The sequence below is a fragment of the Pedobacter gandavensis genome, from assembly GCF_032678745.1.
GTDB classification, from domain to species: domain Bacteria; phylum Bacteroidota; class Bacteroidia; order Sphingobacteriales; family Sphingobacteriaceae; genus Pedobacter; species Pedobacter gandavensis_C.
This window is the reverse complement of the sequence record NZ_JAVTST010000004.1, coordinates 37,443-63,287: the sequence shown is the minus strand read 5'-3', so window position 1 is coordinate 63,287 and position 25,845 is coordinate 37,443. Positions and strand designations below refer to the sequence as shown.

The following is a 25,845-nucleotide window of genomic DNA, read 5'->3' as shown; positions in this document are numbered from 1 at the left end:
TATGTTAATTCTAAGGCTAGGAATAGAGACCACAAGGAAAGTATTTATAGGCCGTTTACACTCATTAAGTGCGATAAAAGAATAAAATATGCCAATTAGAAGGATTTGCGAAGCTGCAGACTGCTCGTTTTTTACAATTGATAAAAATTACCAGTTGGTGTCTTTCAAAATGGAGGCACACAATGAGCTGGATAGCTTTCTCCTAAAAACACCCTCAATTGGGGACTTTGCTGTGGAAATCATTACACAGAAATATAGGAAGAATTTTCAGAGTTTACTCATCAGGTGTTTCGCCGGACATAGTTTTAGCATCACACAGCGGTTTGGGATTGAAAATACCGACGAGCTGTTTCTTCAAATCATCTTTACCCCTTTATTAAAAGCAGGCATAGCAGAACAGGTATTGTGTACCCTGATAAATGACATTGACCATTCCGGCTCCCTGAAAATGCTGGGGGAATATTCACACCTCACTTCGCACGAATTGAGGGCGCCAATCACTAATATTTTAAGCCTCTCTACGCTCACCAATTACCCACAGCTGGAAAGCTTTGAGCTGGCTAAAATCAATCAGTTACTGGGAGATATTAACCTGCAGGCCGTAAAACTGGACGGGATCATTAAGATGCTCAATTCCATGATGCATAAGCAGGAAAATGAAGCCGTTTTTGGAGAACTCAATGAAAAGGCTGATACCAATCATATTGTACTTGTAGATGATGATATCATCACCAATAGGTTACACCAGATGTTGATCCGGAAACATTATACCGAGAAAAAAATAGCCTTGTTTAATGATCCGGAAATTGCTTTAGGATATATCAAAGAAAATAAGCCCGACCTTATCTTGTTGGATTTACACATGCCGGAGATTGATGGATGGAAATTTCTTCAGATGATGGAAGAGCATGAAGTATTTATCGATGTGGTCATCGTTTCTTCTTCTATAGACCCCCGGGAGAGATTGAGGGCGCAAACTTTTATGTGTGTAAAGGACTTTTATGTAAAGCCACTCACCTCAGAAAAAGTAAAGCAGCTATTAGAAGATTAATAGGTTCTCCTTATAGCTGCTTTGCTGTATTTTAAACTGATTTTAAGCGCTTTAGTGCTCTCTGTTCATCAGTTGGTTAGATAGTAGTAGTAATTCTTCTTTTCTCTCTTCAGGGACCGCTAATGCGCTCAGTGCTTCAAAGGCTTTGTCTGAATAGTTTCTCATCTCCTGACTAGCCAAACCTCTGATGTCATATTTGTCGTATAACACCGTCATGTTAGCGATTTTTTCCTGGAAATCAGGATTGTTGCTTTGTTCTGCGATGGCTAAAAGATCGTCAGGATCTGCCAGTTCTTTTAATTTCAACAGGAGTAAGGTTTTTTTATTGGCCATGATGTCTCCACCAACTTGTTTCCCGAATTTCTCCGGATCGCCGTATACATCCAGGATGTCGTCCTGCAATTGAAAGGCAATTCCAATATTCTCTCCAAATTCGTACAATTGTGCTGCTTCCTGCGGGCTTGCGCCAGCCACCTGGGCACCTAATTTCATTGCTCCACCTAATAACACGGCGGTTTTTAAACGGATCATGTTGATGTATTCAGAGATGCCAACGACTTCACGCTCTTCAAATTCCATGTCTAACTGCTGACCTTCACATACCCCTTGTGCAGTGGTATTAAAAGTGTCAAGGGCATCTTTAAGCACGTTGCTGTCTAACATGGAAAGGTGTTTGTTGGATTCTACCATCATCACATCACCACTAAGAATGGCATTGTTAACTCCCCACTTTTCATGAACACTTTGCTGGCCTCTACGCAATGGCGCATTGTCCATAATGTCGTCATGTATTAAAGTGAAATTATGAAAGGTCTCTATAGCTAATGCAGCAGGGATTGCTTTCTCAATGCTGGCGCTGAATAAATCAGCAGCCATTAATACTAGTGCTGGCCTGATTCTTTTGCCACCAAGGCCCATAATGTAACTTATGGGTTCATAAAGTCTTGCAGGTGTTGCAGGGTATTCGATTTGATCAATAGCATTTTCTATAATTTCTTGTAATTGGGTAGGAGTATACATTTTTTGCAAAGGTGTTTACCGAAGTATCTGTTTTATATTATTGGATTAAAGAAAAATCTATTTGTCTTTTCGAAAGGTCTACTTTTTTGACTTTCACCTGTACTTCATCGCCCAGCTGATAAGTTTTCTTTTTACGCTGGCCTACAATACAGTAGTTTTTCTCATCAAGTACGTAGAAATCGTCTGTTAAGTCTCTCAGGCGGATCATACCCTCACATTTGTTGGCCATCAGCTCAATGTACATGCCCCATTCTGTGACGCCAGAAATGATACCAGTGTAAGTATTGCCGATGTTATCTTCCAGGTATTCTGCTTGTTTGTATTTGATCGAAGCACGTTCTGCATCTGCAGCACGTTTTTCCATCGCTGAGGAATGAGAAGCTGCAATTTCATATTCTTCTTCATTTGCAGATTTCTCATCGTTCAGATAGGCTGCAAGGAGACGGTGAACCATCACATCAGGGTAACGTCTGATTGGAGAGGTGAAATGGGTGTAATGGTCGAAGGCCAGGCCATAATGACTGGTTTTCTTGGTCGTGTATACTGCTTTCGCCATAGAACGAATCGCAAGTTGCGTTAGCACGTTTTGTTCTTTTTTACCTTCCACATCTTCCATCAGGTAATTCAATGATTTTGCAATCTCTTTATCTGATTTCGTATTGATTTTGTAACCGAAACGTGCTGCAAAAAGGGCGAAAGTATTTAAGGTTTCCAGATTCGGAGAATCATGGGAACGGTAAATGAACGTGTATTTCTGCTTGCCTTTTCCTTTTTTAGCAATGAATTCCGCTACTTTTCTATTGGCAAGTAACATGTAATCTTCAATCAGTTTATGGGCATCTTTACGTTCTTTAACGTACACGCCAATCGGTTTACCGTTATCATCGAGCTTGAATTTAACCTCGGTACTTTCAAAACTGATGGCACCTTCTTTAAATTTCTTATCTCTCAGGATATAGGCCAGTTCATTCAGTTTAAGAATCTCTTCTGCATGGTCGCCTTCTTTGCTTTCAATTACTTCCTGCGCTTCTTCATAGCTGAAGCGTCTGTTGGAATGGATCACCGTACGGCCAAACCATTGGCTGATGATGTTTGCTTTTTCATCCAGTTCAAAAACAGCTGCAAAACACAGTTTGTCTTCATTTGGGCGTAAAGAACAAACACCGTTGCTCAGGCGTTCCGGAAGCATCGGGATAACCCGGTCTACCAGGTAAACAGAGGTTGCTCTGCCGTAGGCTTCTTTATCCAGTGCTGAATTAGGTCTTACATAATGAGATACATCAGCGATGTGAACCCCAATTTCATAATTTCCATTCTCCAGTTTCTTGAAAGAGATGGCATCATCGAAATCTTTTGCATCTGCAGGGTCAATCGTGAAAGTAACGGTATCTCTGAAATCTCTGCGTCCTATTATTTCTTCAGGGGATACCTGCTCAGGGATGGCATTCGCCTCTTTTTCTACTTCAGGAGGGAAGCTCAGCGGGAAACCATACTGCGCAAGAATCGCATTCATTTCCGTATTGTTCTCTCCTTGTTCTCCAAGGATATTGCTGATTTTGCCAATCGGGTTTTTAGCACTTTCCGGCCAATCGGTAATGCTTACCTGTACTTTCTGACCATTTTTAGCACCATTAAGGTCGCTCAATGGAACAAAAATGTCATGTAGCATTTTCCTGTCGTCCACGTTTACAAAAGCGAAACGGTCGGAGATTTTAATGACCCCTATGAAATCAGTTTTTGCACGTTGAATGATTTCTACTACTTCTCCTTCGTTCTTACGACCGCTTTTCTTGGCGTAGATGTAGACCTTTACTTTATCGCCATGAAGGGCATTGTGAAGCTTGCGGGCAGAGACGAATACGTCTTTCTCAAACTCATCGTCAGGAACGATGAATGCCGCACCATCAGCAGTCATGTCGACTTTTCCAATGATAAAGGTTTTCAGGTCTTTCAATCTGAACTTACCACGTTCAGGTTCAGCAAAAATGCCTTTTTTAGCCTGTTGTTTTAATATATCGAGGATCGTTTCCTTAGCATCGGAATCTGTAATGTTTAATTTTGCGGATACCTGTTTGTAATTCAGGGCCTCTTTATTGCTTTTCTCCAGAACGTCGCTAATTAATTGTATTAAAACGAGTTCTAAATGAGATGATTTATTTTTTGCCATAGTATAGATATGAATCATTCGAAGGTAACAATTTGAAGTGGAAAAGCTGTCAAAAGCCCAGTTAAATGTCTTTAATCAGGCAATGCAAGGTTCTAAATGGGACTAAAGCTGTGATAATGGATGCTTGATTTTTGTATCTTTGAATAAATAAGGTTTTATTAAAGAATTCAGTTTTGATAACGATAGAAGATAAAGAGCGAGAAACAGGTAAAGAATTGATCGTAATTCTGGTCAAAGCAGTGATTTGTGTGGCCTTGATCTATTTTGCGATCAGTGTTCCTCAGGTTTATACGGAATACCCGTTTTTAGGTAAACTGAGTAAGGGATGTATCCTGTTTTTAGGTCCGAGTTTACTGGTCTCTATCCTCCGACTGGTGGTGATCTATTGGTACATCAAAAAGCACAGGTTAAAAAAGAACATCAAGGATAATTTTATTCTGGGGATCAATAGGGTTGTTTCTATCCTGAATACGGTGTTTTTCGCATTGGCATTAACCACTTTGTTCAGTGTAAATCCTTTGGATCTGGTATTTAGTGTATCAATTGTGGCGGCAGCTTTAGCCGTAACTTTTAAGGATTATATCACCAATATGATCAATGGATTGATCATTATGTTTTCAGATCGTTTGTCTCTAGGCGACCATATTAAATTGGGCGAGCATGAAGGGAAAATTCTGGACATCACCCTGATCAATATGATCCTCCAGAACGAGGATAGTGATATGGTGATCATCCCAAATTCGGTGGCTTTTAGTTCAGTCATTGTGAACCAATCCAAGCAAAATACGAAGAAGCTGAGCCTGGAATTTGACTTGTCATTGAGGTATGGTTATACACCCGGTTTTCTGGAAGAATACTTGAAAAAGGCGATCGAAAATGATGCTGAAAATGTGGTAGAAGACGGCTTGTCTATCAAGACGATTGCCATCAATAAAGATGTAGCCATCTTTAAAGTGATGGTGCTTTTGAAACACTATGATAAGGTAAAGGAACGTGCGGTAAGAAGGTTACTCAATACTGCTTTAATCGAGTTGGCCAGCGGTTCAGTCGAATCTGAAATTCATTAACTTTACTCTTTGTAGGAATTGCCAGGGATTGCAGCAATGAGCTGCCGGGTATAGGCCGCCTTTGGATGGTGATATATGTCTTCCGGAAAACCCTGTTCCTCTATTTTTCCTTTATTCATCACAATCATCCGGTCGGAAATGTGTTTGACCACAGATAGGTCATGAGAAATAAAGATATAAGTTAAGCCGAAATCCTGTTGTAATTGTCGCAATAAGTTAAGAACCTGTGCCTGCACAGAAACGTCTAATGCCGATACCGATTCGTCACAAATGATGAATTTTGGTTGAAGCGCCAATGCTCTGGCAATCACAATGCGCTGTCGTTGACCCCCAGAAAATTCATGCGGATATTTGTTAAAGGAGGCAGGACTTAAGTCTACTCTTTCCAGTAATTCAAGGATGCGAGCTTTTCTTTTAATATCATTTTCAAGAAGGCCATGTACTTGCAAAGGTTCCATCAATGCGTTTCCGACCGTCAGTCTTGGGTTCAAAGAGGAGTAGGGGTCCTGGAAAATAATCTGCACTTCTCTCCTCATTTTCCGAAGCTCCGCTTTATTCAAAGCGATAATGTCTTTATCTTCAAAGATCATGCTGCCTGAAGTTGGGTTGGTTAGTCTTAAAATACTCCGGCCTAAGGTGGTTTTACCACAACCGGATTCACCAACCAGACCAAGAGTTTCTCCTGGGAAGACCTCAAAACTGACCTGATCTACTGCTTTGACATAATCAGTGGTTTTTCCAAAAAGGCCTTTACGAATGGGAAACCAGGTGCAAAGGTCTTTGACTTGCAGAATCGGAGATTGTGCGTATAATAATGCCCTTCTATCCTTGATTTCTGCTTCCGTATAGGTATTGCTTGTTAATAAATGAGCCCTGGCCTGATCTGGATCTCCAGCCATAAAATCGGCTACTACAGGTAGTTTTTTCAGCAGATGTCTGGGGTCAGGTCTACAAGCCAGTAGTCCTTTAGTATAAGGGTGATTTGGGTTTTCAAATACTTTCTTCGCAGCTCCCTGTTCTACAACTTCTCCTTTATACATGACGGCCACCTGATCCGCAATCTCCCGGATAACAGAGAGGTCATGCGAGATGAAAATCATGGCCATTTCTCTTTCTTTTTTGATCTTCATCAAGAGCTGAAGGATGGTTTTTTGAACGGTTACATCCAGCGCGGTGGTTGGCTCATCGGCAATTAAAAGCTCTGGATTACAACTCAGTGCCATGGCAATCATGACCCGTTGTTTTTGTCCTCCAGACAACTGATGCGGGTAACTTTCAAAGATCTGCTCCGGACGGGGCAATTGCACTTCTGCAAATAAGGCAATGGTTTTTGCCTTAGCGCTAACTTTATCACTATGCTGGTGCAACATAATGGCCTCCTGTACCTGATACCCACAAGTAAACACCGGATTTAAGGAAGTCATCGGTTCCTGGAAAATCATGGCAATTTTGTTGCCTCTGTACTTACGGATTTCCTCCGCAGAGAGCTGCAACAGGTCTATCCTGTCAAATTCTATATCTCCGCTAATCTTCGTGTTTTCTGAATCATGCAACCTCATAATGGAAAAAGAGGTGACAGATTTTCCAGATCCGGATTCCCCGACAATGCCCAGTACTTTCCCTTTGTCTATACGGAAGCTGATGTTATTCACCGCAGTAAGCCAGGATTTATCCGCTTTATTTAAGAATTGTATGTTGAGGTTGGTAACGTTTAGCATCTGACAACCAGGGTTTGGTTTGAAATAAAATTTTTGAGTCAAGATAGGCAATTTTATGGCCTGAATTCCGTCTTATTGTGTTATTTTTGCAGTATGGAAAGAGAAATTCTGGATACCAAGCGTAAAGCTTTGAAGATTAACTTAAACCCTAAGATTTACGGAACTTTTGCGGAGATAGGTGCGGGACAAGAAGTGGCGCGTAATTTTTTTACAGCGGGTGCCGCCTCTGGAACGGTTGCTAAAACCATGTCGGCTTACGATATGACTTTCAGTGATGCCATTTATGGGGTAGAGGAATCAGGGAGATATGTTAGTCAATCCAGACTGTTAAAGATGTTGAGCCATGAGTTTGGCTTGTTGAATGAAAGGTTAAACGGAGAGAAATATGATGATCGTACGTTCTTTGCTTTCGCAGATACGGTAACGACTTTAAATTATAACAAATCAAATGATCCTCATGGCTGGATTGGAATTCGCTTTCAATCGGAACCGGGAGGAGAGCCTAATGAGATCTTTTTCCATGTAAGGTTACTGGATACTGATGCGGCATTACAACAGAATGTATTGGGTATTATTGGTGTGAATCTGGTTTATGCAGCATTCTACTATAACAATGATCCGAAAACGATGATCGAATCTTTAGCGGATAACTTAACTGTAGGTTCTGTAGAGATCGACCTGATTTCTGTGAGTGGTCCGGCTTTTGGAGAGATCAATAATATTCTTTTGAACCTTTACCTGATTGTAAAGGACTTTTCTGATGCAGCGATCTTTGATTCCTTAGGGAACCCTTGTCTGCCGAAAGACTTGCTTTATAAAAAGGACATCATGATTTTACGCACCAAATATGCGCAGAAATCGAATCCTAACTTTAGCATGTTAAATAAAGCGGTAGATCAGTTTGTCCGCTCAGAAAGTGTAAGTAAAGAAAACCTAAGCGTATTAATCGAGGTACTTTTATCGAATGTATTGAGCGCCGGAGATGAGGAGCCGGAAAGTTTTGACCTGGAAGCTGTTGCGAAACGCGCGGAAGATATGTGCAAAACGGGTAACCTTGTAATGGTTTCTAACTTTGCCAGACACAATAAACTGGCTAAATACCTGGACCGTTGCAAACCAAAAAGTGTTGGAATTTCTACAAATATCAATAACCTTAAATTTGTTTTTAACTCCAGTAATTTTGGAGAGAATTATACCAGTCAGTTGCTGAGCTATGTAAGTGATATGTTTAGCAAAAACGTGCGCTTATTTGCTTACCCTTTCCTGGATAAAAAGACTAATACGGTAATTACAAGTGCAAATATGCCGGTAACACCGGATGCAAAACCACTGTTCGACTTCCTGATTCTAAATGGCTATATCGCAGATATTAAGGATTACAGTGAAGGGGATGTGAAAACGGTTTAAGCAAAACTGCAAGCTGAAAAGTAAAACTATGCTTTTAAAGCATGGTTTCGAAAATATAAATGATAAGCCCGGTATTAGGATTTTTCCTAAACGGGCTTTTCTCTTTTAGCGCTTTTGTTCCAGCTTGTTTTTTCGGAGGACGGCCTTATTCGTTATTCAGGTAGGCATCTTTAATGACGATGGCCATCAGGCGGTCGGGGTGGTCAATTTGTTTGAAGCCAAATTGTGCATACAATCCTTGTGCATCCATTGTAGCCAGCATATACCTTCTTAAGCCTTGTAAATCATGATGAAAAAGCATCAGTGACATGAGCTTTTTTGCTAGGGATTGTCCACGGTAGATCTCTTCAATATACACATCTGCCAAATAGGCAAAGGTTGCTTTATCTGTGATCCACCTTGCAAAACCAACCTGCTTTGTTTCTCTGTAAACTCCAAAGCACAAAGAGTTTGCAATTGATTTTTGTACGGTTTTTAAGGGGATGTTTTGTGCCCAGTAGGATTGCGTACTTAAATAATGGTGAACGGCAATCGGATCGATTTTCTGAGGATCATCAGAAAAAACAAATCCACTATCAATAATTTCCATCGGCTTGTGTTTTTTACCAGTTTGAAAAAGATGAAGAGCATAATCATCGGATCAGCACTTTAATTATGAAAGTACTGATCCGATAATAGGAGCATCAATAAAGATGCCGATAAGCGAATTAGTTGCGCATATTAATGAACTGTAGCGGCTGACCGAAATCTTCGCCTTTACAAAGTGAGATGACACCCTGTAGGTCATCAATGCTCTTACTCTGTACTCGAACCTGGTCATCCATCATGGAAGCCTGAACTTTTAATCCACTAGCCTTTATTTTTGCAACAATTTTTTTAGCAGTTTCTTTGTCAATACCTTCCTTTATAGAAATCTCTTTTCTGATCATATTTCCAGAAGCATAAGTCTCTTTTCCAAAATCTAAACTGTTGGAATCCAGGCCTTGTTTAACCATTCTAGAGATGATAGCATCCTGAATAGCCTTTAAACGCATATCATCTTCGGTTACGATCGTGATTTGGTTGGTTTTCTTATCGTGATCAATCGTACTCTTAGACGTATTGAAATCGTAACGATTTAAGATTTCTTTTTTGGCATTGTTCATCGCGTTGTCAAAGGTTTGCGCGTCAACTTTACTTACAATATCGAAAGTGGGCATGATTATAGCTTTAGAATAAAAAAAATATTAATTTTATTGAAGTTTAACCCATAGTGGGTACTCATCACAAATATAAACATTAAACAAGGAATATGAACTGAGCAGTGTCCTATTTATCTGATCAACCTAAAAACTTATAAATAAACGAATATGAAAGGCAAAAAATCAAGAGTAGAAAAGAAAGTTGCTAAAAGTGCAGCAAAAAAACAATTGGAAAAAAGTCTAAGTGAGAAGTTTTTCGAAGTGGTAAAACATTTGGGACATGATGCAGAGAAAATCGGTGATGACATTGCAAAAGCCAGTAAAGTAGTAGCAAAGAAACTTTCTACTAAATTTTTTGAAGTAAAAGAAGCAGTAAATCAAAAACTGGAAGAAGCTGCAAAAGCGAACAAACCTTTGAAAAAGAAAGCGGAGAAGAAAGCCAAAGCTTTTAAGAAAGAGGTAGATAAAGAAGTAAAGAAAGCAAAAAAAGTAGTTAAAAAAGCAGTTGCGAAAGCTAAACCTGTAGTTCAAAGCGTAAAAGTTGCCGCTATTGCTACAGAAGAAAAAGCAGCTGATGCTTTGGCGAAACCTATAAAAAAAGCAGTAGTAAAAGCAAAAACAGTGGCTAAAACAGCAGCGGAAAAAGTGGCTGTATTAAAGAAAGAAGTAACAGATATCGTGAATGAAGCTGCTACAACTGCTGCAGAAAAAGCTGCTGCAGCGAAAACCGCAGCAAAGGCTAAAACTGCTGCTACAAAATCAGCAACTGCAAAATTGGCTGGTACTAAGGCTGCTGCAAGCAAACCTGTTGCTGCTAAGACAACCGCAACTAAAGCAACAGCAACTAAAACTGCTGCAACGAAAGCTACAGCTACTAAAGCTCCAGGTGTTAAAGGGAGTGTAGGCAGACCTGCAAAAAAAGTAAGTCCTGCTGCTAAAGCACCTGAAAAAGCTCCGGAACCAGTAACTGCAACTACTGAGACCGAACCGGCTTTAGAGAAAACGGCAACAACAGATTCGACACCTGTATAAGCTGGCCTAAAAAGCAGATAGCGGGACGTTATTTTTAATTCTATTAGTGGGTGATAATTAACATTGACTTAACAATAGAATTTGCAGTTTTGAGCATCCCTGTTTCTTACAGGGATTTTTTTATTTATACATGACACGAAAAAAGGCACCATTCCTAAATAGAGAGATCAGCTGGTTATATTTTAACGAGCGGGTTTTGCAGGAAGCGGCAGATGAAACTGTACCCTTGATAGAAAGGATTAAATTCCTTTCTATCTTTTCTTCCAATCTGGAAGAGTTTTATAGGGTAAGGGTAGCTACGATGAGCCGTTTAGCCAATCTGAACGAAAAAGCGAAGGCCTTGCTGGGATTTAACCCTAAAAAGATCCTAAATGAAATAAAGAATATTGTAGTCCGTCAGGAGCGGAAATTTGAGCTGCTCTTTCAAGCTACACTTATTAATGAACTGGCGCAAAACAGGATTTTTATCCTGAATGAAACTCAGCTTAATGTGGCCAGAGGAGAGTTCGTAAGGAATCACTTTAGAGATAAAATCCTTTCCAATCTGGTACCTATTATGATCGATCTGGAAAAACCATTTCCGGAACTAAAAGACAGGTATCTTTACTTCTTTGTACGTCTTTCCAAAGCCTCTTCTAAAACTAAGCCCAGGTATGCATTGATAGAATTGCCTCCTAATCTTCCCCGGTTCCTGGTCTTACCGGAAACCAATGGGTTAAAGTTTATCATTCTGGCAGAGGATATTATTAAATATTGTCTGGATGATATCTTTTATGTGTTCAATTATGACGTCATTGATGCGTATTCTATACAGTTGACCAGAGATGCAGAATTGGACATCGATAAAAGAGTTAGTGAAAAATTTATTGAGGAGTTAAAGAGTAGCCTGGACAAGCGAAAAAGAGGGAAGCCCATGCGACTTTTATACGATACTGAAATGCCTTTCGAGATGTTGACAGTATTGTTGAACAAGATGAAAATTGAAGCGGAGAGCCTGATTCCAGGAAATCGTTACCACCGTTTCGGCGACTTTATTGCCTTCCCGAATGTGGGTGGAAAAGAATTGGAGTACCCGCCAAATGTGCCTTTGAAAGTAGCTGGTTTACACCGTACGGAAAGCATTTTTAATAAACTTGCGGGAAGGGATTACCTGGTAAACCTGCCTTATCAATCTTATGATTATATCATTTTATTCCTGAGAGAAGCAGCGATTGATCCGAAGGTAACGGAGATCAACATTACCTTGTATCGCCTTGCAGAAAACTCAAAGGTGGTCAATGCCTTAATTAATGCTGCTAAAAATGGCAAAAAGGTAAATTGCCTGGTAGAGCTGAAAGCAAGGTTTGACGAAAAAGCCAATATCTTCTGGAGTACCAGATTAAAAGAAGAAGGTGTGAATGTAAACTATGGCCTGACAGATTATAAAGTGCATTCGAAAATTTGTCTGGTTAAAAGAATGGAGAGAGGAAAGGCTGTATATTATGCCAACCTGGCTACCGGTAATTTCAATGAAAAAACCGCAGGCATCTATTGCGACCATAGTATCTTCACTGCCAAAAAGGAAATTACTCAGGATTTAGTCAAGCTCTTTGCCGGCTTAAATAAGAAAATGGTGGTCAGTGGATTTAAACATCTGATCGTTTCCCCATTGGAAACACGTACCAAATTTTATCATTTGATTGATCGTGAGATTAAGATCGCCAAATTAGGGAAACCTGCTTACATGATTCTTAAAGTAAACAGTCTTGCCGATGAAGGGATTGTAGAAAAATTATATGAGGCCAGTAATGCCGGAGTTAAGATCAAAATGATCGTTAGAGGAATTTGTACATTGGTGCCGGGTATTGCAGGTTTTAGTGAAAACATTACGGTGATCAGTATCATCGATAAGTTTCTGGAGCATGCCAGGGTTTTCATTTTCGGCAATAATGGGAAAGAGGAAATGTATCTTTCTTCGGCTGATTTAATGAGCAGGAATTTCGAGCATCGGGTAGAGGTTGGTTTTCCGGTATTGGATAAAGAAGTGAAACAAGAAATTCGTGACATCATCGAATTTCAACTTCAGGACAATGTAAAGGCTAGGGACATCACCAAAATGAACAACAACAAATACCATAAGAATAGAATAAATACGAAGGTAAGGGCGCAGGTTCAAACCTATAATTACTTAAAAAATAAACACCAATAAAGCCAATGCTTAGATATGCTGCTATAGATATAGGATCCAATGCCGTGCGTTTGTTAATTGCCGACATTACTAAAACTGAAGAAGGATTCGGCTTTAAGAAAAATACACTGATCAGAGTTCCCTTACGTTTGGGAGATGATGCTTTTCTTGACCATCGTATTTCTAAAAGAAAAACTGAAGATCTGCTGAAAACGATGACTGCTTTTAAAAACCTGATGGATGTGTATCAGGTAAGTAAATACCTGGCTTGTGCCACTTCGGCAATGCGTGAGGCAGAAAACGGTGGGGAGATCATCAAACAGGTAAAAGAAATCTGCGACCTTGATCTGGAAATTATCCAGGGACAAAGGGAAGCAAATATCATTTATGCCAATCATATCGAGGAAAATCTTGACAATAAAAAGAGTTACTTATATATTGATGTAGGTGGAGGTAGTACGGAATTATCGGTCTTTGTGAACCGGATTCCCGTAGCTTCTAAATCTTTTGATATTGGAACCATCAGAATTCTTGACAACCAGGATCGCGAAGAGACCTGGGAAGAGATGAAACTGTGGGTAAAAGAAAACACGAAATCGCTTAAAAACCTTGCAGGTATTGGTACTGGTGGCAACATCAATAAATTATACCGGATGTCTGATGAGAAAGAAGGGATGCCTATGTCTTTTATCAAATTAAAAACACTTTACAATAACCTGAACGCCCATTCTTTAAAAGAGAGAATCCAGGTTTTTGGATTGAATCCTGACCGTGCGGATGTAATTATTCCTGCCTGTGAGATTTATATTACCCTCTTGAAATGGACTGGAATTAAACAGATTTATGTGCCAAAAGTGGGATTAGCAGATGGGATCATCAATCTTTTGATCGAAGAAAACTTAATGTAAAAGGTTTATTGCCTATAAATAAGCCAATGCAAGGTATCGGCCATGGTGACTCACCGTGGCTGGTGCCGTATTTCTATAACTGGTATCATTGGGGTTATAGCCCATGATTTTCACTTTAACGGTTTGTATAGGAAACTGTTCACTCGCAATGGTATGGATAAAATGACTGGCCAGCATAGTCTGTGTAAAAAAGCTGAGGTTTTCACATAGTACTTTCCCCGTTGCTAATTCTCCATTGATTTCCAGAGAACTGCAAATGAGTTTTAGGGGTGCAAATGCACTCCAGTTTTTTCTTCTGGAATGGATTTTATAGACGGCCTCTTTCATGCTCCATAATAACCAAACCATTTGTGTTGGATGTTCCGCTTTTTGAATCCATAGCTGTTCGCTGATCGAAAACAGTTTATCCAGATATCCTTTTCTGCGCCAGTTGCTTTCCAGCACTGCCTGTTGCAAATCAACAATATCATTTCCTATCATTTTGCTTTCAATTTATCCGCGATGATTTCCATAGCAGCACTCACGTTGATCATCCGCTCCATAGAAAGATTGTCTATTTCGATGTCGAATTCCTCTTCCACATCCAGTACTACATCTACCAGATTGGCGGAATTGATTTTGAGGTCTTTAATAAAATCTGTGCTTTCATTGAGGTATTCCAGGGCATCGTTGTCGTGACTATAATTGGCAACAATGGCTTTTAGTTTTGAGAGTAATAAGGCTCTGTCCATGTTTTGTTTTTGAAAAGGTATGGCTAACATATAACTGGATCATAGATGGTGTTTCTTACAAACAGATCAGTTGTCAATATGTTTTCTAAAAATGATACAGGCATTTACATCTCCAAAACCAAAGCTGGCTTTAGCAATCGTATGGATAGGATAAGGAATTTGTTTTTGAGGGATGCTGGAGGCGGAAATCCGCTCAGTGATCTCTGGATTAAGGTCTTCGCAATTGATATTTGGCGCGATAAAAGCATGCTCCATTTGCAATAGGGCAGCTACACATTCAATACTACCGGCGGCACTGAGGCAATGGCCAACCATAGATTTTAAGGAATTTATATAAGGGAAGTTTTCGCCGGTTCTTTGCAGTGCTTCCGTCCAGTTTTGAATTTCCAGACTGTCTTTTGAGGTGGCGGTGAGGTGTCCGTTGATGAGGTCGATCTCGCTGGCTTGAATACCAGAGTGCTGAACTGCGCTGCGGATACATCGTTGTACTGCCGTTGAATTTGGGGCTGTCATGGTCCCTGTTCCCCTTTGTCCACCGGAATTGATATGGCCACCCAGAACCTCCGCGTAAATTCTGGCGCCTCTGGCCAATGCGCTTTCCAAAGATTCGAGGACAAATGCTCCTGCGCCACTTCCTGGAACGAAACCACTGGCGCTGGCACTCATGGGTCTGGAACCTGATTCCGGTGATTCATTGTGTTTAAAAGTGCAGACTCTCATGGCATCAAAACCGGCCCATATATAAGGGCCACTGTCGCTCGTACTCCCGGCAAGCATTCTTATCGCCTGACCTGATTTGATGCGCTCATAAGCCATTAAAATGCTTTCTGTGCCCGTTGTGCAGGCAGAAGAGTTGCTGCTCACCTGATTGCCCAGGCCCAGCTTTCCACCGATATAAGCGCTGATGCCACTGGCCATCGTTTGAGAGACTACATTGCTGCCCAATTTACGGGTCTGCAGGTCGTCTATTTTGTAAATGGCTTCCCTGAATTTATCTACTCCGGTAGTGCCACTACCAAAAATGGTTCCGCTATCCCAGTCGGGTTCTACGGATTGTTCAATAAGTAGTCCTGCGTCCTTCCATGCATCCATAGCTGCGATCACGCCATATAGGATACCGGAGCTGTTGAAGTTCCTGAGTTCAAGTTCAGAGAAGTAGTTGGCGATTAAGGAATCAGAAAGGATCGGGGTACCAGCAATCTGACAGGAGAACTGAAGTTCTGCTAATAACGGATGATGGGTGATGCCGGAACGACCGGTTCGAATAGCCTCAAGAAAAGGAGCTAAACCGACTCCATTTGGTGCGACCACACCCATACCCGTTATGACTACTCTATTAGGCATTCATTTTATTGGTTACCATTCCTGAAATGGTTCCTTTACAAACGACTTCTCCTGCTGCATTGGTCATTTGTACATTACAATGAAGCTTTTTGAAGCGGAAATACACTTTTTCTGTGGTTACTGTTACTTTTTCTCCCGGGAAAACCGGTTTCATGAAATCGATGGCAGTAGAAGTCAGCATCACATGTCCCGGAAGGCCGGAAGCTGCGGTTGCAGTCAGGTAAATGCCAAGGCAAACCAAGCCGATTTGTGCCATAGTTTCCGTTAAAATCACACCTGGTGTTACCGGATGATCTTTGAAATGGCCTTTGTAAAAATCAAGATCTTTATCGTAAGTATAAGTTCCAACAGAACCATTCTCGTCGATCGACAATAACTCGTCAACAAATAAAAAGGGTTTGCTGTAAGGTAAGTGGGTTAGGATTTCTTCTTTGTTCATGTTTATCTCAATTATCTTTATCTCAATGATGGGCTAAAGTTACCACTTTAATAATATTCTCTGTGCAGAAAAACCGGGTCCAAAGCTGAGCATTAAACCAAGATCTCCTTTTGCAGGTTGCTTGTCCATAAAACGCTCCAGCACATATAAAACGGTTGCGCTAGACATATTTCCGTATTGTCGAAGTATTTCTTTGGTATCCAGGATGTTTTTGCCCGCATTCCCAAACAATTCTTCTACCACCTGGATGATCTTTCTACCACCGGGATGGAAGATCAAATGATCTATGTCTGCCAGGCTCAGCTCATATTTCTTTAGAAAAGGATGGATAATCTCCGGGAAATGGGCGGCGATATTTTCTGGTACATCAACATCCAGCACCATTTTTAAACCCGTATTACTCAAATGAAAACCCATCAGTTGCTCGGAATCATAAAAATGATACATCTCTTCTCCAATGATTTCAGGTCCTTCTTCGTTTTCAAAAGAAGACAATAAGACACAGGCTGCGCCATCTCCAAAGATAGCAGCACTCACCATATTGGCCATAGAAAAATCATTGAGCTGCAGGGTAGAAGTTGGAGATTCTACGGCTACTACCGCTGCGCGTTTCCCTGGGTTTGCTTTTAAGAAGTTTTTCGCGTAAATGATACCGGAGATCCCTGCTGCACAACCCATTTCTGTGACAGGAAGGCGTACAATATCCTGGCGTAGGTTTAAGGCATTGATCAGGAAGGCATCTAAAGAGGGGATCATGATTCCGGTGCAGCTTACCGTAATGATAAAATCGAGGTCTTCGGCTTTCCATTTTGCTTTTGCCAGCGCTTTCCGCAAACAGTCTGTACCCAGTTTAATTGCTGCAGCTGTGTAAATGTCATTTCTTTCTTCAAAGGAAGCGTTTCCGAAAACCTCTTCAGGTGACATGATCGAGTACCTCTGGTCAACCATAGCGTTTTCAAAAACTTTCTTTACTTTTCTAAGGAAACGATCGTCATGTCCGGACAGCCAGTTGTCTAAGAAGGGCATGATTTCCCTGGTGGTTCTGGAAAATTCTGGAAGAGACTTTGCTACGGTTATAATTTTTACGCTCATGTTGTCGGAATAATCCATTGGTAACGGAAAGCCCATTTCCAGCGGATGGAGGTATTAGTTAGTTTCAATTGATTGGAATATTGTTCCAGGTCTTTTCTTTTAAAGCCCCTTAAAATGGAAATCAGGCCGTCTTGTTTTGACATTTCATTCAGCCTAAACAGAAAGCAAATTGCAATAAATAGGGAGTAGGGGATTGCACTGCGCTGTAAATCATTAATTACGATGCCCAATTCTGCTTTTTTCTGGAAGATTTGAAGGAGCAATATCAGCTCCGGATCTTTGAAATGATGCAAGGTGAGGGTACATAAAATGATATCATAAGGATCAGCGATGGCTGATTCCTGAAAAACATCGAGGCATTCATAGCTGATGTTGTCATAATCAGCAGATAATTGAATGGCATGGCCAATGGTAAAGCTGTTGGCATCGATACCAGTTAGCTTAAACTTTAAATTGTTTTTATGCGCATAATCTGCTAAAACACGCAGCATGTCTCCATTCCCACAGCCAACATCAAGTATGCTGATCTCTTGCTTTTTAGGAGATCGTTTGTCCTCTTTAGCATCGTTGAAGCGTGTTTTTTTTGAATCCAGTAATTTTTTTACGCCATCCAGAGTCACCTGGTTGCCACCTAATAAACGATTGATGCCTGCGATTTTGTCGAGTGCGTCTTTTAATATTTCCCCTTCCATGGAAAAATTATCAATGATTTCCGGTAATTCACTTCTGTAGGTAGTATCGACCATTATTCAGGGTTCATTATTGGTTTTCCATGGGTTTGCTTTATCATCATCGACAATAAAAAGGGATATTTTATTAATATACGCATGAATTTGCTGGTCAGTTGTTTTTTTCTTAGAATTCCTGACATAATTTTTCCGGCAGTAATGCGGCTTAGGAAATGTTGATTCCATAACCTTCGGTATTGACGTTCTAATGATCCTCTGGATAGCTTTTCTTTTTTTAAAGAATCGATCACGGAAGTGGCACAGAGTTTTGCGCTATGGATTGCCATAGCCATTCCGTTTCCGCAAAAAGGATGAATAAGCCCCGCTGTGTCACCAATCATGAGGATATGATTTTCCACTATTGATTTCTTTTCAAAAGAGATCTGGCCTATGGTAATGGGTTGATCAAATACTGGCCTCACACGATCAAAGATTTTTCTTAAGTGTGGGTTTTTATATAGCACTTGCAAGCGGTGTTCCGGAATGCTCTTGTACTTTTTGAAAGAGGTATAGTCTACCAGGTAGCAAATGTTAATCCTGTTGTTTTCTACTTTAGAGACCCCACAATAGCCACCTTCAAAATTGTGTATGGCAACCAGATGATCAGGTAATTCACCTTCGTAATGTGCTTTTATAGCCAGCCATGGTGATTTCTTTTGAATAAAATTGCGGGATAGTTTTTGATCCAGCGCATCTCTTTTTCCATAAGCTCCAATTACGATCTTCGCAGTAATCATTTGCTGACCTGCCAGTTTAACGCTAAACAAATTGAGTTCTTCCTGAAAGTTAATATCTAAAACCGTATCATGAATCATTTGACAACCTCTGGCCTGTGCCTGCTGGAAAAGATAGTGATCTAATGAATACCTGCTGATGCCAATACCGCCAAGAGGCAACGGGCTTTCCAATAATTCTCCCTCCTGAGTGGAGAAATTAAATTGCTGAATAGCCACAGGAGCTAGTGAGCTCAAATCCAAATCCAGCCATTCCAGATAAGGTAATACTTCATTTGATAAGTACTCTCCACATACCTTATGGTGTGGGTAGCTGAGCTTTTCTACGAGTGTAACCGGGATGCCTGATTTTAAAAAATGAAGGGCTGCGGTTAACCCGGATAGTCCAGCTCCTATAATCAGTACTTCTACCTTCGATTCTATCATGATCATCCGTTGTTGCTTATAACAAGGGTATTACTGGTTTGGTTTTTAACTTATTTTATAATTTTCATCCTAATGATTTAAGAATTTCACCCCTCGGTGATCTTGTTGATTCCTACATTGGAAAACCAAATATTAAATTCATGAACAGATACTTTAGCAAAAAGTATCTCCTCTGTATGGGAGAATTTCCTACAGATCTCCTGCTGCAATATTTGTGTGCCAAATATCAACCAAGCAATAACCTATAACCAAAACCAAATATAATATGATGAAAAGAATCACACTTCTTATCGCTTTTCTGCAATTCTGTTGCCTGATAGCGTTTGCACAGACCATACCAGTCAATGGTACGGTTAAAGATAAATCGAACAATCCGATCCCTGGAGTTTCCGTAAAAGTTAAAAGTTCAGGATTAGGAACTTTAACCAATGCAGACGGAAAATTCTCTATAGCGGCTAAAAACGGTGATGTGCTAACCTTTACCAGCATCGGTTTTATCACACAAAACCACACGATCAGTTCCGGTGCTATTCAAATTACGCTTGCAGAAGACAATACCGACTTAGATGAAATCGTGGTGGTTGGTTATGGTACTCAAAAGAAAAAAGACCTGACAGGAGCGGTATCTTCGATCACTGCGAAAAGTCTGGAAAACGTACCGATAACGCGGGTAGATCAAATGATACAGGGGCGTGCAAGTGGTGTACAGGTTACCCAAACACAAGCACAACCCGGTGGAACGGTAAGTTTGCGAATCCGTGGTACCAATTCCATCAATTCAAGCAATGAACCTTTATTTGTAATCGACGGATTTCCTGGAGCGGGGAACCTAAGTTCTATAAATCCAAACGATATCCAGTCTATTGACATCCTGAAAGACGCTTCTTCCATTGCAATTTACGGAAGCAGAGGGGCAAATGGTGTGGTCATCGTGACCACTAAAAAAGGTGCTGCGGGACAATCGGCTATTAATTTCGAAGCCTATTACGGACTTCAAAAAGTAAGAAATCCTTACAAGATGATGAACGCGACTGAGTATGCAAATTACCTGAATGATGCCCAAAGGCTGACTAATCTGGAAACTCCTGCCTCAGCTAAAGCATTACCTTATACCGATGCGCAACTGGCCAGCTTAGGAAAGGGAACGGATTGGCAGGATGAAATTTTCAGAACTGCCCCAATCACCAATTACCAACTGAACTTTATCGGGGGTACAGCAGATACGAAGTACAACCTGAGTATGAATTACTTTGATCAGGAAGGAATTATCATCAACTCCGGGTATAAAAAGGCTTCAGTTCGTTTTAACCTGGATAAAAAAGTAGGGGAGAAGCTGACTTTTGGCTTTACTTCACAACTTACCGCCGGACTTGATAAACGCGCTTTAGTAAACACCAGTGGTGGTTCTAATGGAGGTGTTTTATTGGAAGCCCTGCGAATTAATCCAGCAGTTCCAGTTTATACTAACGGAGAATATACCGTACAAAACGGCCCAACAGGTTATGTTTTTGCATTGGGAAATCCGGTTGCCTACGCGAACAAAACCACTAACAAATATAAAAACCTACGTGGTTTACTGAATTTCTTTGGAGAGTATGAAATTATCAAAGGCTTGAAATGGAAATCTACTTTTGGGACAGATTTCAACCTGCAGTCCAGAGATTTCTATGTGCCTTCCGACCTCTTTGTGGGCAGCAATACGCTTGGCACTGCAAGAAAAGAATATGCGGATAACATCAGTTGGGTAAATGAAAACACTTTAACCTACGACAAGCAGATCAATAAAGATAATGCCATCAATGTGATCGGTGGATTCAGTATGCAGGAGTTTTATAATACTGACTTCTTCGCGGCCAGCAATAATTTCTTCACCAATGTGCTGGGTGCTGATAATATCGGCATCGGAGCAAACGTGTTGGTTCCTGGCTCTGGAAAGCTTAAAAACAACCTGGCTTCCTTTTTTGGTCGTGTCAACTACCGTTTAATGGATAAATACCTGGTTACTTTTACCATGCGTGCCGATGGCTCTTCGAAATTTGGTGCCAATAACAAATGGGGGTATTTCCCTTCCGGCGCGATTGCATGGCGTGTCATAGAAGAAGATTTTATGAAAACAATGCCTTTTGTGAGCGACCTGAAACTGAGGGCCAGTTATGGGATATCAGGTAATCAGGAGATCGATCCTTACCAATCCATTGCCCGTTACAGCGTGAATGGTGCTACATTGGGTGGAAACCGCGTGGTGGGTGTATCGCCAAATAACATCCCTAATCCGAATCTGGCCTGGGAATCTACCGCTTCATTTGATCTGGGGATAGATCTTGCCTTATTCAGTAACCGCGTGTCTTTAACAGCCGATTATTACAGCAAAAAAACCAAAGACTTATTACTTAATGTTTCTATTCCAAGAACCGCAGGTTATGGAAGTATTTTATTGAATGCCGGAGGTGTATCCAATAAGGGATTTGAGTTGGCCATCAATACGGAGAACGTCATTGGCAAGAAATTCCAGTGGAGTACCAACCTTAATTTCTCCATGAACAGAAATAAAGTAACTGATCTTGCCGGAGAAAAAGAACGTTTTGTTGGTGATGCCAGCAGTGCATTGTTCCCTTCCGGAACAGGCGGTACCAGCGTATTGAGAGTAGGTGAATCTATCGGTTCATTTTTTGGATACCGGTTTTTAGGCATCTGGCAAACTCAGGCCGAGATTGATGCCAGTGGCATCAAAGGCGTATTACCTGGAGATCCAAGATATGCAGACCTTACCGGCGACAAAGTTATCGATGCCAAAGACCGCGAAATTATTGGACATGCACAGCCTGATTTTATCTATGGAATCACCAATAACTTTACTTATGGTAGACTGAATCTGAACATTTTCATACAAGGGGTACAGGGATCTGAAGTGTTGAACCTTAACAGGTATGAAATGGAATCCGGTGATTTTACCACCAATAAACTGGCTTCCGTAGTGAACCGCTGGACAGGGCCAAATACCAGCAATACCATTCCTAAAGCAAATAGTACGCTACGTAGAAGGACTGGCGTTACCAGTGATGTAGTAGAAAACGGTAGTTTTTTAAGGCTGAAAACTGTGTCTCTTGCTTATAATATGCCAATTGGAAAAGCATTGGGTAAAACCATTAAATCGATCAACATTTTTATGACGGGAACCAATCTGTTGACCTTCACTAAATACAGCGGTTACGATCCGGAGGTGAACTCATTTGCCCTTAGCAATGGCTTAAGCTTAAACACCGATTATAATGCTTATCCAACAACCAGGACCTATACTGCAGGAATCAGGTTTGGCTTTTAATTGATCATTAATAAGAACAGATAATGAAGAACAAATATACACTGATGAAAAAGATAAATATACTAATCGCCGTTATGGTGTTGCTCAATATATCATCCTGTAAGAAATTCCTGGAGGAGGACGCCTATGATTTCATTTCACAGAATAAGTTTTACAAAACAGAAGGTGATGCCAATGCAGCTTTGAATGGCGTAATCAGCATCATGCAAATCCAGCAATATTATGGTCGTACGGTTTGGGTAGTAAATGACCTGACCGGTGATCAAATGAAAGTGGGTTTGCCACAAACCAACAGACCTGAACTTTACAGTCAAACTTATACCTCTACCAACGGAGAGATCAGCAACTGGTGGAGTAATGCCTATGTGTTGATCAACAGGGCTAATGATGTGATTCAAAACGTAGAAGCTGGCCCGATTGCCCCTGCAGTTAGAGACCATATCGTAGGAAACGCTAAATTCCTGCGCGCCCTTGCTTATTTCGATCTGGTAAGGAGTTTTGGCGATGTTCCCCTGATCACAAAAGCAACTGAAGGCTCAGATGATTTGAAACCTAAAAGAACAGCAATAAAAACAGTATACGCTCAGATTATAGCAGATTTAATCTTTGCGGAAAGCAATTGTTTAAAGGAGGATAAGATTCCGGCGGCCAGCAAAGGAAGAGTTTCCAGCGGTGCTGCAAGTGCATTACTGGCTAAAGTATACCTGACCAGAGCAGCCAGTGCTGCAGCCGAACCTACGGATTATCAGGATGCCCTGACCGCTTGTAATAAAGTGATTGCGGTGAGCCCAGGGGTATACACTTTGTTGCCTTTTGCAGATGTTTTTAACCCGGATAAGAAAGCGGGAAATAAAGAAGAAATATTTGTGGTGCAATTTGGTCTGGCACCAAGCACAGGCACGATTACCCCAAGGATGCACTTGCCTAAATCCGTATTTCCTAATGATGGAAATGAAGCATTCTACGTAGAAAACGCATTTGCTTTATCTTATGCCAACACAGACTTGAGAAAAGCAGCAACGATTGGCGTGGTTCCGGGAACGGCCAATTTCTACTATCTTAAATTTACAGATCCTGCCCGACAAGGGAATAGCGCTAGAAATAATTGGGTGATCCTGCGTTACGCCGATGTGTTGTTGATGCAATCAGAGGCGATGAACCAGTTGAATACCGCTGATCCTAATAAGTTTAATGGCATCAATGCGGTTAGAAACAGAGCAGGATTATTACCGCTTAGCCTGGTAACTACTCCTGGTAAAGAAGATTTTATTACGGCATTAGTGGAGGAAAGAGGTTGGGAGTTTGCCGCAGAAGGTCAAAGAAGATATGATCTACTCAGACTCGGCAGAATGAAACAGCAACAACTGAAAATCCATAACATCACATTGGATGATAAGTACCTGCTGATGCCTGTTCCTGAAACAGAAAGGACATTAAATGAAAACCTGACACAAAACACAGGCTTTTAATTGAAACACAAAGCATTCATTACCTACAACAAAAACGAGCCTGATCTAACAGGCTCGTTTTCGTTTTAGGTGATGTAGGGTCTTACAAACGGATTATCGGATAATGGTGATAAAACCTTTGTATATTTCCCAGGTGTTATTGGCCATTCTAACCTTCAACAGGTAGAAGTAAGTGCCTTCTGAAAGCTGAGAGCCATCCCAGTCGTTCTTGTAGGGCTTTTTCTCCAGCACTGCAGATCCCCATCTATTGAAAATACTCAGTTCATTTTCCGGGTGTCTTTCCAAACCGGGGATGTTAAAAGTGTCATTTTTACCATCCGCATTTGGTGTAAATACATTGGGAATGATCAGGTCAGAAACCGTTTTCTGATTTGTAGAAGTATTATTGGCCAGGTTAGGATCAGTTTCATTGGCGGTAACGGTAGCGGTATTCACTAATAAGCCAGGTGCTGAAGGTTTGACTTTTATCCTTAAACTCGCAGATTCCCCATTTTCCAGTTTGGGAATTTGCCAAAGTACGGTTCTGCTACCTCCTGAATAATCGGCGGTTCCCAGACTCGGATGAAGGAGCTGTTCCAGCACCATATTCTCCGGAAGGACATCCTGAACCTTGACATTATTCGCTACCCCGGTTCCATTGTTTTTTACTTGTAACAAGTATTCAAAAGCATCATTTACCGTGATAGATTTGTTTTCTGCGCTTTTGGTGATCATCACATCTGCGCTCAATGTCAACACCGTACCTCCGGTGAGGAGTAGAGGGTCTGAGATATTTGAGGCGCAACCATTGGTATTGTAGGAGATCACCGTGTATACTCCGGGTAGAAAGGCGGCGTATTCAATATTTGTGGCGTCAGGTATGACCACACCGTCTTTCAGCCATTGATAACTCACTGCATTAACAGAAAGGGCCCGAAGCTTCAGGGAAGACCCTGCAGGAATAACTGCAGTAGCCTGACCATTAGCTTGCGCAAAGCATGCCGTTGCACTGAGCAACAGCATACCTGACACGAAACCTGTTTTTCTGTTAAACATCAATATAGTTGATTATGGTGCGATTACAATTGTTGGTGTAGCTGGTTTCGGAGTTACGGTAATCGTTGGTGATGCTGCTGATTCCGCAACACAACCTGTACCAGTGTCGGATCTAAGAGTTCCTGCTGCAACTTTATATTTCACAGCAGCTTTGAAAATGTATGCGCCATGTCCAGCAGTGTTGTTTAAAGTAAAGGTGTTCAGGTTTACTGGAGTAGTTATTGCGCCAATTGCACCGATTGTAGTTACATCGCCAACTACACCAGCATCTTTGGTTGCAGTCCAGGTAAATTCATAGCTTACATCTGAAAGGATTGGTGCAAGTGCTGTTGCTGTTGCGGTGATGATGGAACCAGTTAAACCTGTATTAGAACCGGCCTCACAAAAAGTCGCAGTAGGTGCAGCAAGTGATACGCCGGGTGCTGGTAAAGAATACACGTTAAAAGCTGGTGATACATCCCCAGAACAAGAAGTTGGACTGGAAGTTACCACATGGACTTTATAATAATGGGCACCTACAGATAGCCCGGTTACTGTAAAGGGCGGAGCCACGCCATTTGTGACCACGTTAATCGGCGTTGCCGAACCTATTGGTGTAGTTCCGGCAGCATTGAACTCCTGCCAGATCAATTGATCATTTGCTTTAAGGCTGGCGGTTACTGTAGCATCCGGAATCAATCCGGCTGTTCCCGTTCCGCATAAATATAAATCGAAGGAATCTGCAAGTGCATTGAAAGGTAATGCGAATAAGGTAAATGCAACTGCAACAAGGCTTAGTTTTTTGAGGGTCGTTTTCATGATTTTGAG

Annotated in this window: 22 protein-coding genes; 8 read left to right on the top strand and 14 right to left on the bottom strand. The window is 41.1% G+C overall.

Translation table 11 applies throughout. The features are described from left to right. Positions 1-88 precede the first annotated feature (88 nt). Entirely contained in the window at positions 89-1,051 is a 963-nt protein-coding gene (locus R2S10_RS14510; RefSeq protein ID WP_316841147.1) for a response regulator, read from the top strand. A 51-nt stretch (positions 1,052-1,102) separates the two neighbouring features. On the opposite strand, the gene R2S10_RS14505 is transcribed toward R2S10_RS14510, so the two are convergent. After that, complete coding sequence (locus tag R2S10_RS14505; RefSeq protein ID WP_316841146.1) at positions 1,103-2,071, bottom strand: polyprenyl synthetase family protein; 969 nt, start codon at positions 2,069-2,071, stop codon at positions 1,103-1,105. A gap of 37 nt (positions 2,072-2,108) precedes the next feature. Then, positions 2,109-4,238, bottom strand: a complete 2,130-nt coding sequence (gene rnr / locus R2S10_RS14500; RefSeq protein ID WP_316841145.1) for a ribonuclease R — start codon at positions 4,236-4,238, stop codon at positions 2,109-2,111. 173 nt (positions 4,239-4,411) lie between these two features. On the opposite strand from rnr, the gene R2S10_RS14495 reads away from it, so the two are divergent. Then, positions 4,412-5,305, top strand: a complete 894-nt coding sequence (locus tag R2S10_RS14495) for a mechanosensitive ion channel family protein (RefSeq protein ID WP_316841144.1) — start codon at positions 4,412-4,414, stop codon at positions 5,303-5,305. 2 nt (positions 5,306-5,307) lie between these two features. On the opposite strand, the gene R2S10_RS14490 is transcribed toward R2S10_RS14495, so the two are convergent. Continuing rightward, positions 5,308-7,065, bottom strand: a complete 1,758-nt coding sequence (locus R2S10_RS14490; RefSeq protein ID WP_316841143.1) for an ABC transporter ATP-binding protein — start codon at positions 7,063-7,065, stop codon at positions 5,308-5,310. A gap of 51 nt (positions 7,066-7,116) precedes the next feature. Between R2S10_RS14490 and R2S10_RS14485 the strand changes: the two genes are divergently transcribed. Beyond that, entirely contained in the window at positions 7,117-8,430 is a 1,314-nt protein-coding gene (locus R2S10_RS14485) for a nicotinamide mononucleotide adenylyltransferase (RefSeq protein WP_316841142.1), read from the top strand. Positions 8,431-8,575: 145 nt separating this feature from the next. Here the strand turns inward: R2S10_RS14485 and R2S10_RS14480 are convergent, their stop codons facing one another. Then, positions 8,576-9,019 (bottom strand): GNAT family N-acetyltransferase, encoded by a 444-nt coding sequence (locus R2S10_RS14480; protein ID WP_316841141.1) that lies wholly within the window; start codon positions 9,017-9,019, stop codon positions 8,576-8,578. Between the two features lie 118 nt (positions 9,020-9,137). Next, positions 9,138-9,629 (bottom strand): YajQ family cyclic di-GMP-binding protein, encoded by a 492-nt coding sequence (locus R2S10_RS14475; RefSeq protein ID WP_316841140.1) that lies wholly within the window; start codon positions 9,627-9,629, stop codon positions 9,138-9,140. A gap of 150 nt (positions 9,630-9,779) precedes the next feature. Between R2S10_RS14475 and R2S10_RS14470 the strand changes: the two genes are divergently transcribed. The 3 genes from R2S10_RS14470 to R2S10_RS14460 all read left to right on the top strand — a co-directional run bounded on the left by R2S10_RS14470 (position 9,780) and on the right by R2S10_RS14460 (position 13,718). After that, positions 9,780-10,643: a hypothetical protein gene (locus R2S10_RS14470; protein WP_316841139.1), complete on the top strand. Its 864-nt coding sequence runs from the start codon at positions 9,780-9,782 to the stop codon at positions 10,641-10,643. A 130-nt stretch (positions 10,644-10,773) separates the two neighbouring features. Beyond that, the gene (gene ppk1 / locus R2S10_RS14465) at positions 10,774-12,831 is read left to right on the top strand and encodes a polyphosphate kinase 1 (protein WP_316841138.1); all 2,058 of its coding nucleotides are present in this window, start codon (positions 10,774-10,776) and stop codon (positions 12,829-12,831) included. Between the two features lie 5 nt (positions 12,832-12,836). Continuing rightward, complete coding sequence (locus tag R2S10_RS14460; RefSeq protein WP_316841137.1) at positions 12,837-13,718, top strand: exopolyphosphatase; 882 nt, start codon at positions 12,837-12,839, stop codon at positions 13,716-13,718. 12 nt (positions 13,719-13,730) lie between these two features. Here R2S10_RS14460 and R2S10_RS14455 read toward each other — a convergent pair whose 3' ends face one another. From R2S10_RS14455 to R2S10_RS14425, 7 genes are all read right to left on the bottom strand, one after another. Then, positions 13,731-14,198, bottom strand: a complete 468-nt coding sequence (locus tag R2S10_RS14455; protein ID WP_316841136.1) for a 4'-phosphopantetheinyl transferase superfamily protein — start codon at positions 14,196-14,198, stop codon at positions 13,731-13,733. Next, positions 14,195-14,449 carry an acyl carrier protein gene (locus tag R2S10_RS14450; RefSeq protein ID WP_316841135.1) on the bottom strand — a complete coding sequence of 85 codons (255 nt, stop codon included), beginning with the start codon at positions 14,447-14,449 and terminating at the stop codon, positions 14,195-14,197. Before R2S10_RS14450 ends, R2S10_RS14455 begins: the two co-directional genes overlap by 4 nt. A gap of 66 nt (positions 14,450-14,515) precedes the next feature. Next, positions 14,516-15,793 carry a beta-ketoacyl-[acyl-carrier-protein] synthase family protein gene (locus tag R2S10_RS14445; protein WP_316841134.1) on the bottom strand — a complete coding sequence of 426 codons (1,278 nt, stop codon included), beginning with the start codon at positions 15,791-15,793 and terminating at the stop codon, positions 14,516-14,518. Next, positions 15,786-16,232, bottom strand: a complete 447-nt coding sequence (locus tag R2S10_RS14440) for a 3-hydroxyacyl-ACP dehydratase FabZ family protein (RefSeq protein WP_316841133.1) — start codon at positions 16,230-16,232, stop codon at positions 15,786-15,788. The genes R2S10_RS14445 and R2S10_RS14440 overlap by 8 nt, the downstream gene beginning before the upstream one ends. Positions 16,233-16,271: 39 nt before the next feature. Next, a complete protein-coding gene (locus tag R2S10_RS14435) occupies positions 16,272-17,324 on the bottom strand; it encodes a type III polyketide synthase (RefSeq protein ID WP_316841132.1) in 1,053 nt (350 codons plus the stop codon). Beyond that, entirely contained in the window at positions 17,321-18,070 is a 750-nt protein-coding gene (locus R2S10_RS14430) for a methyltransferase domain-containing protein (protein ID WP_316841131.1), read from the bottom strand. Before R2S10_RS14430 ends, R2S10_RS14435 begins: the two co-directional genes overlap by 4 nt. Next, the gene (locus tag R2S10_RS14425) at positions 18,070-19,212 is read right to left on the bottom strand and encodes an NAD(P)/FAD-dependent oxidoreductase (protein ID WP_316841130.1); all 1,143 of its coding nucleotides are present in this window, start codon (positions 19,210-19,212) and stop codon (positions 18,070-18,072) included. The genes R2S10_RS14430 and R2S10_RS14425 overlap by 1 nt, the downstream gene beginning before the upstream one ends. A gap of 265 nt (positions 19,213-19,477) precedes the next feature. Here R2S10_RS14425 and R2S10_RS14420 point away from each other — a divergent pair, with 265 nt between their 5' ends. Together R2S10_RS14420 and R2S10_RS14415 are read left to right on the top strand one after the other, a co-directional pair. Next, complete coding sequence (locus R2S10_RS14420) at positions 19,478-22,534, top strand: TonB-dependent receptor (RefSeq protein WP_316841129.1); 3,057 nt, start codon at positions 19,478-19,480, stop codon at positions 22,532-22,534. A gap of 44 nt (positions 22,535-22,578) precedes the next feature. Beyond that, a complete protein-coding gene (locus tag R2S10_RS14415) occupies positions 22,579-24,003 on the top strand; it encodes a RagB/SusD family nutrient uptake outer membrane protein (RefSeq protein ID WP_316841128.1) in 1,425 nt (474 codons plus the stop codon). A gap of 93 nt (positions 24,004-24,096) precedes the next feature. On the opposite strand, the gene R2S10_RS14410 is transcribed toward R2S10_RS14415, so the two are convergent. Together R2S10_RS14410 and R2S10_RS14405 are read right to left on the bottom strand one after the other, a co-directional pair. Then, the gene (locus R2S10_RS14410) at positions 24,097-25,038 is read right to left on the bottom strand and encodes a gliding motility-associated C-terminal domain-containing protein (protein ID WP_316841127.1); all 942 of its coding nucleotides are present in this window, start codon (positions 25,036-25,038) and stop codon (positions 24,097-24,099) included. Positions 25,039-25,050: 12 nt separating this feature from the next. Beyond that, positions 25,051-25,836, bottom strand: coding sequence for a hypothetical protein (locus R2S10_RS14405; RefSeq protein ID WP_316841126.1), 786 nt, complete (start codon positions 25,834-25,836; stop codon positions 25,051-25,053). Positions 25,837-25,845 lie beyond the last annotated feature (9 nt).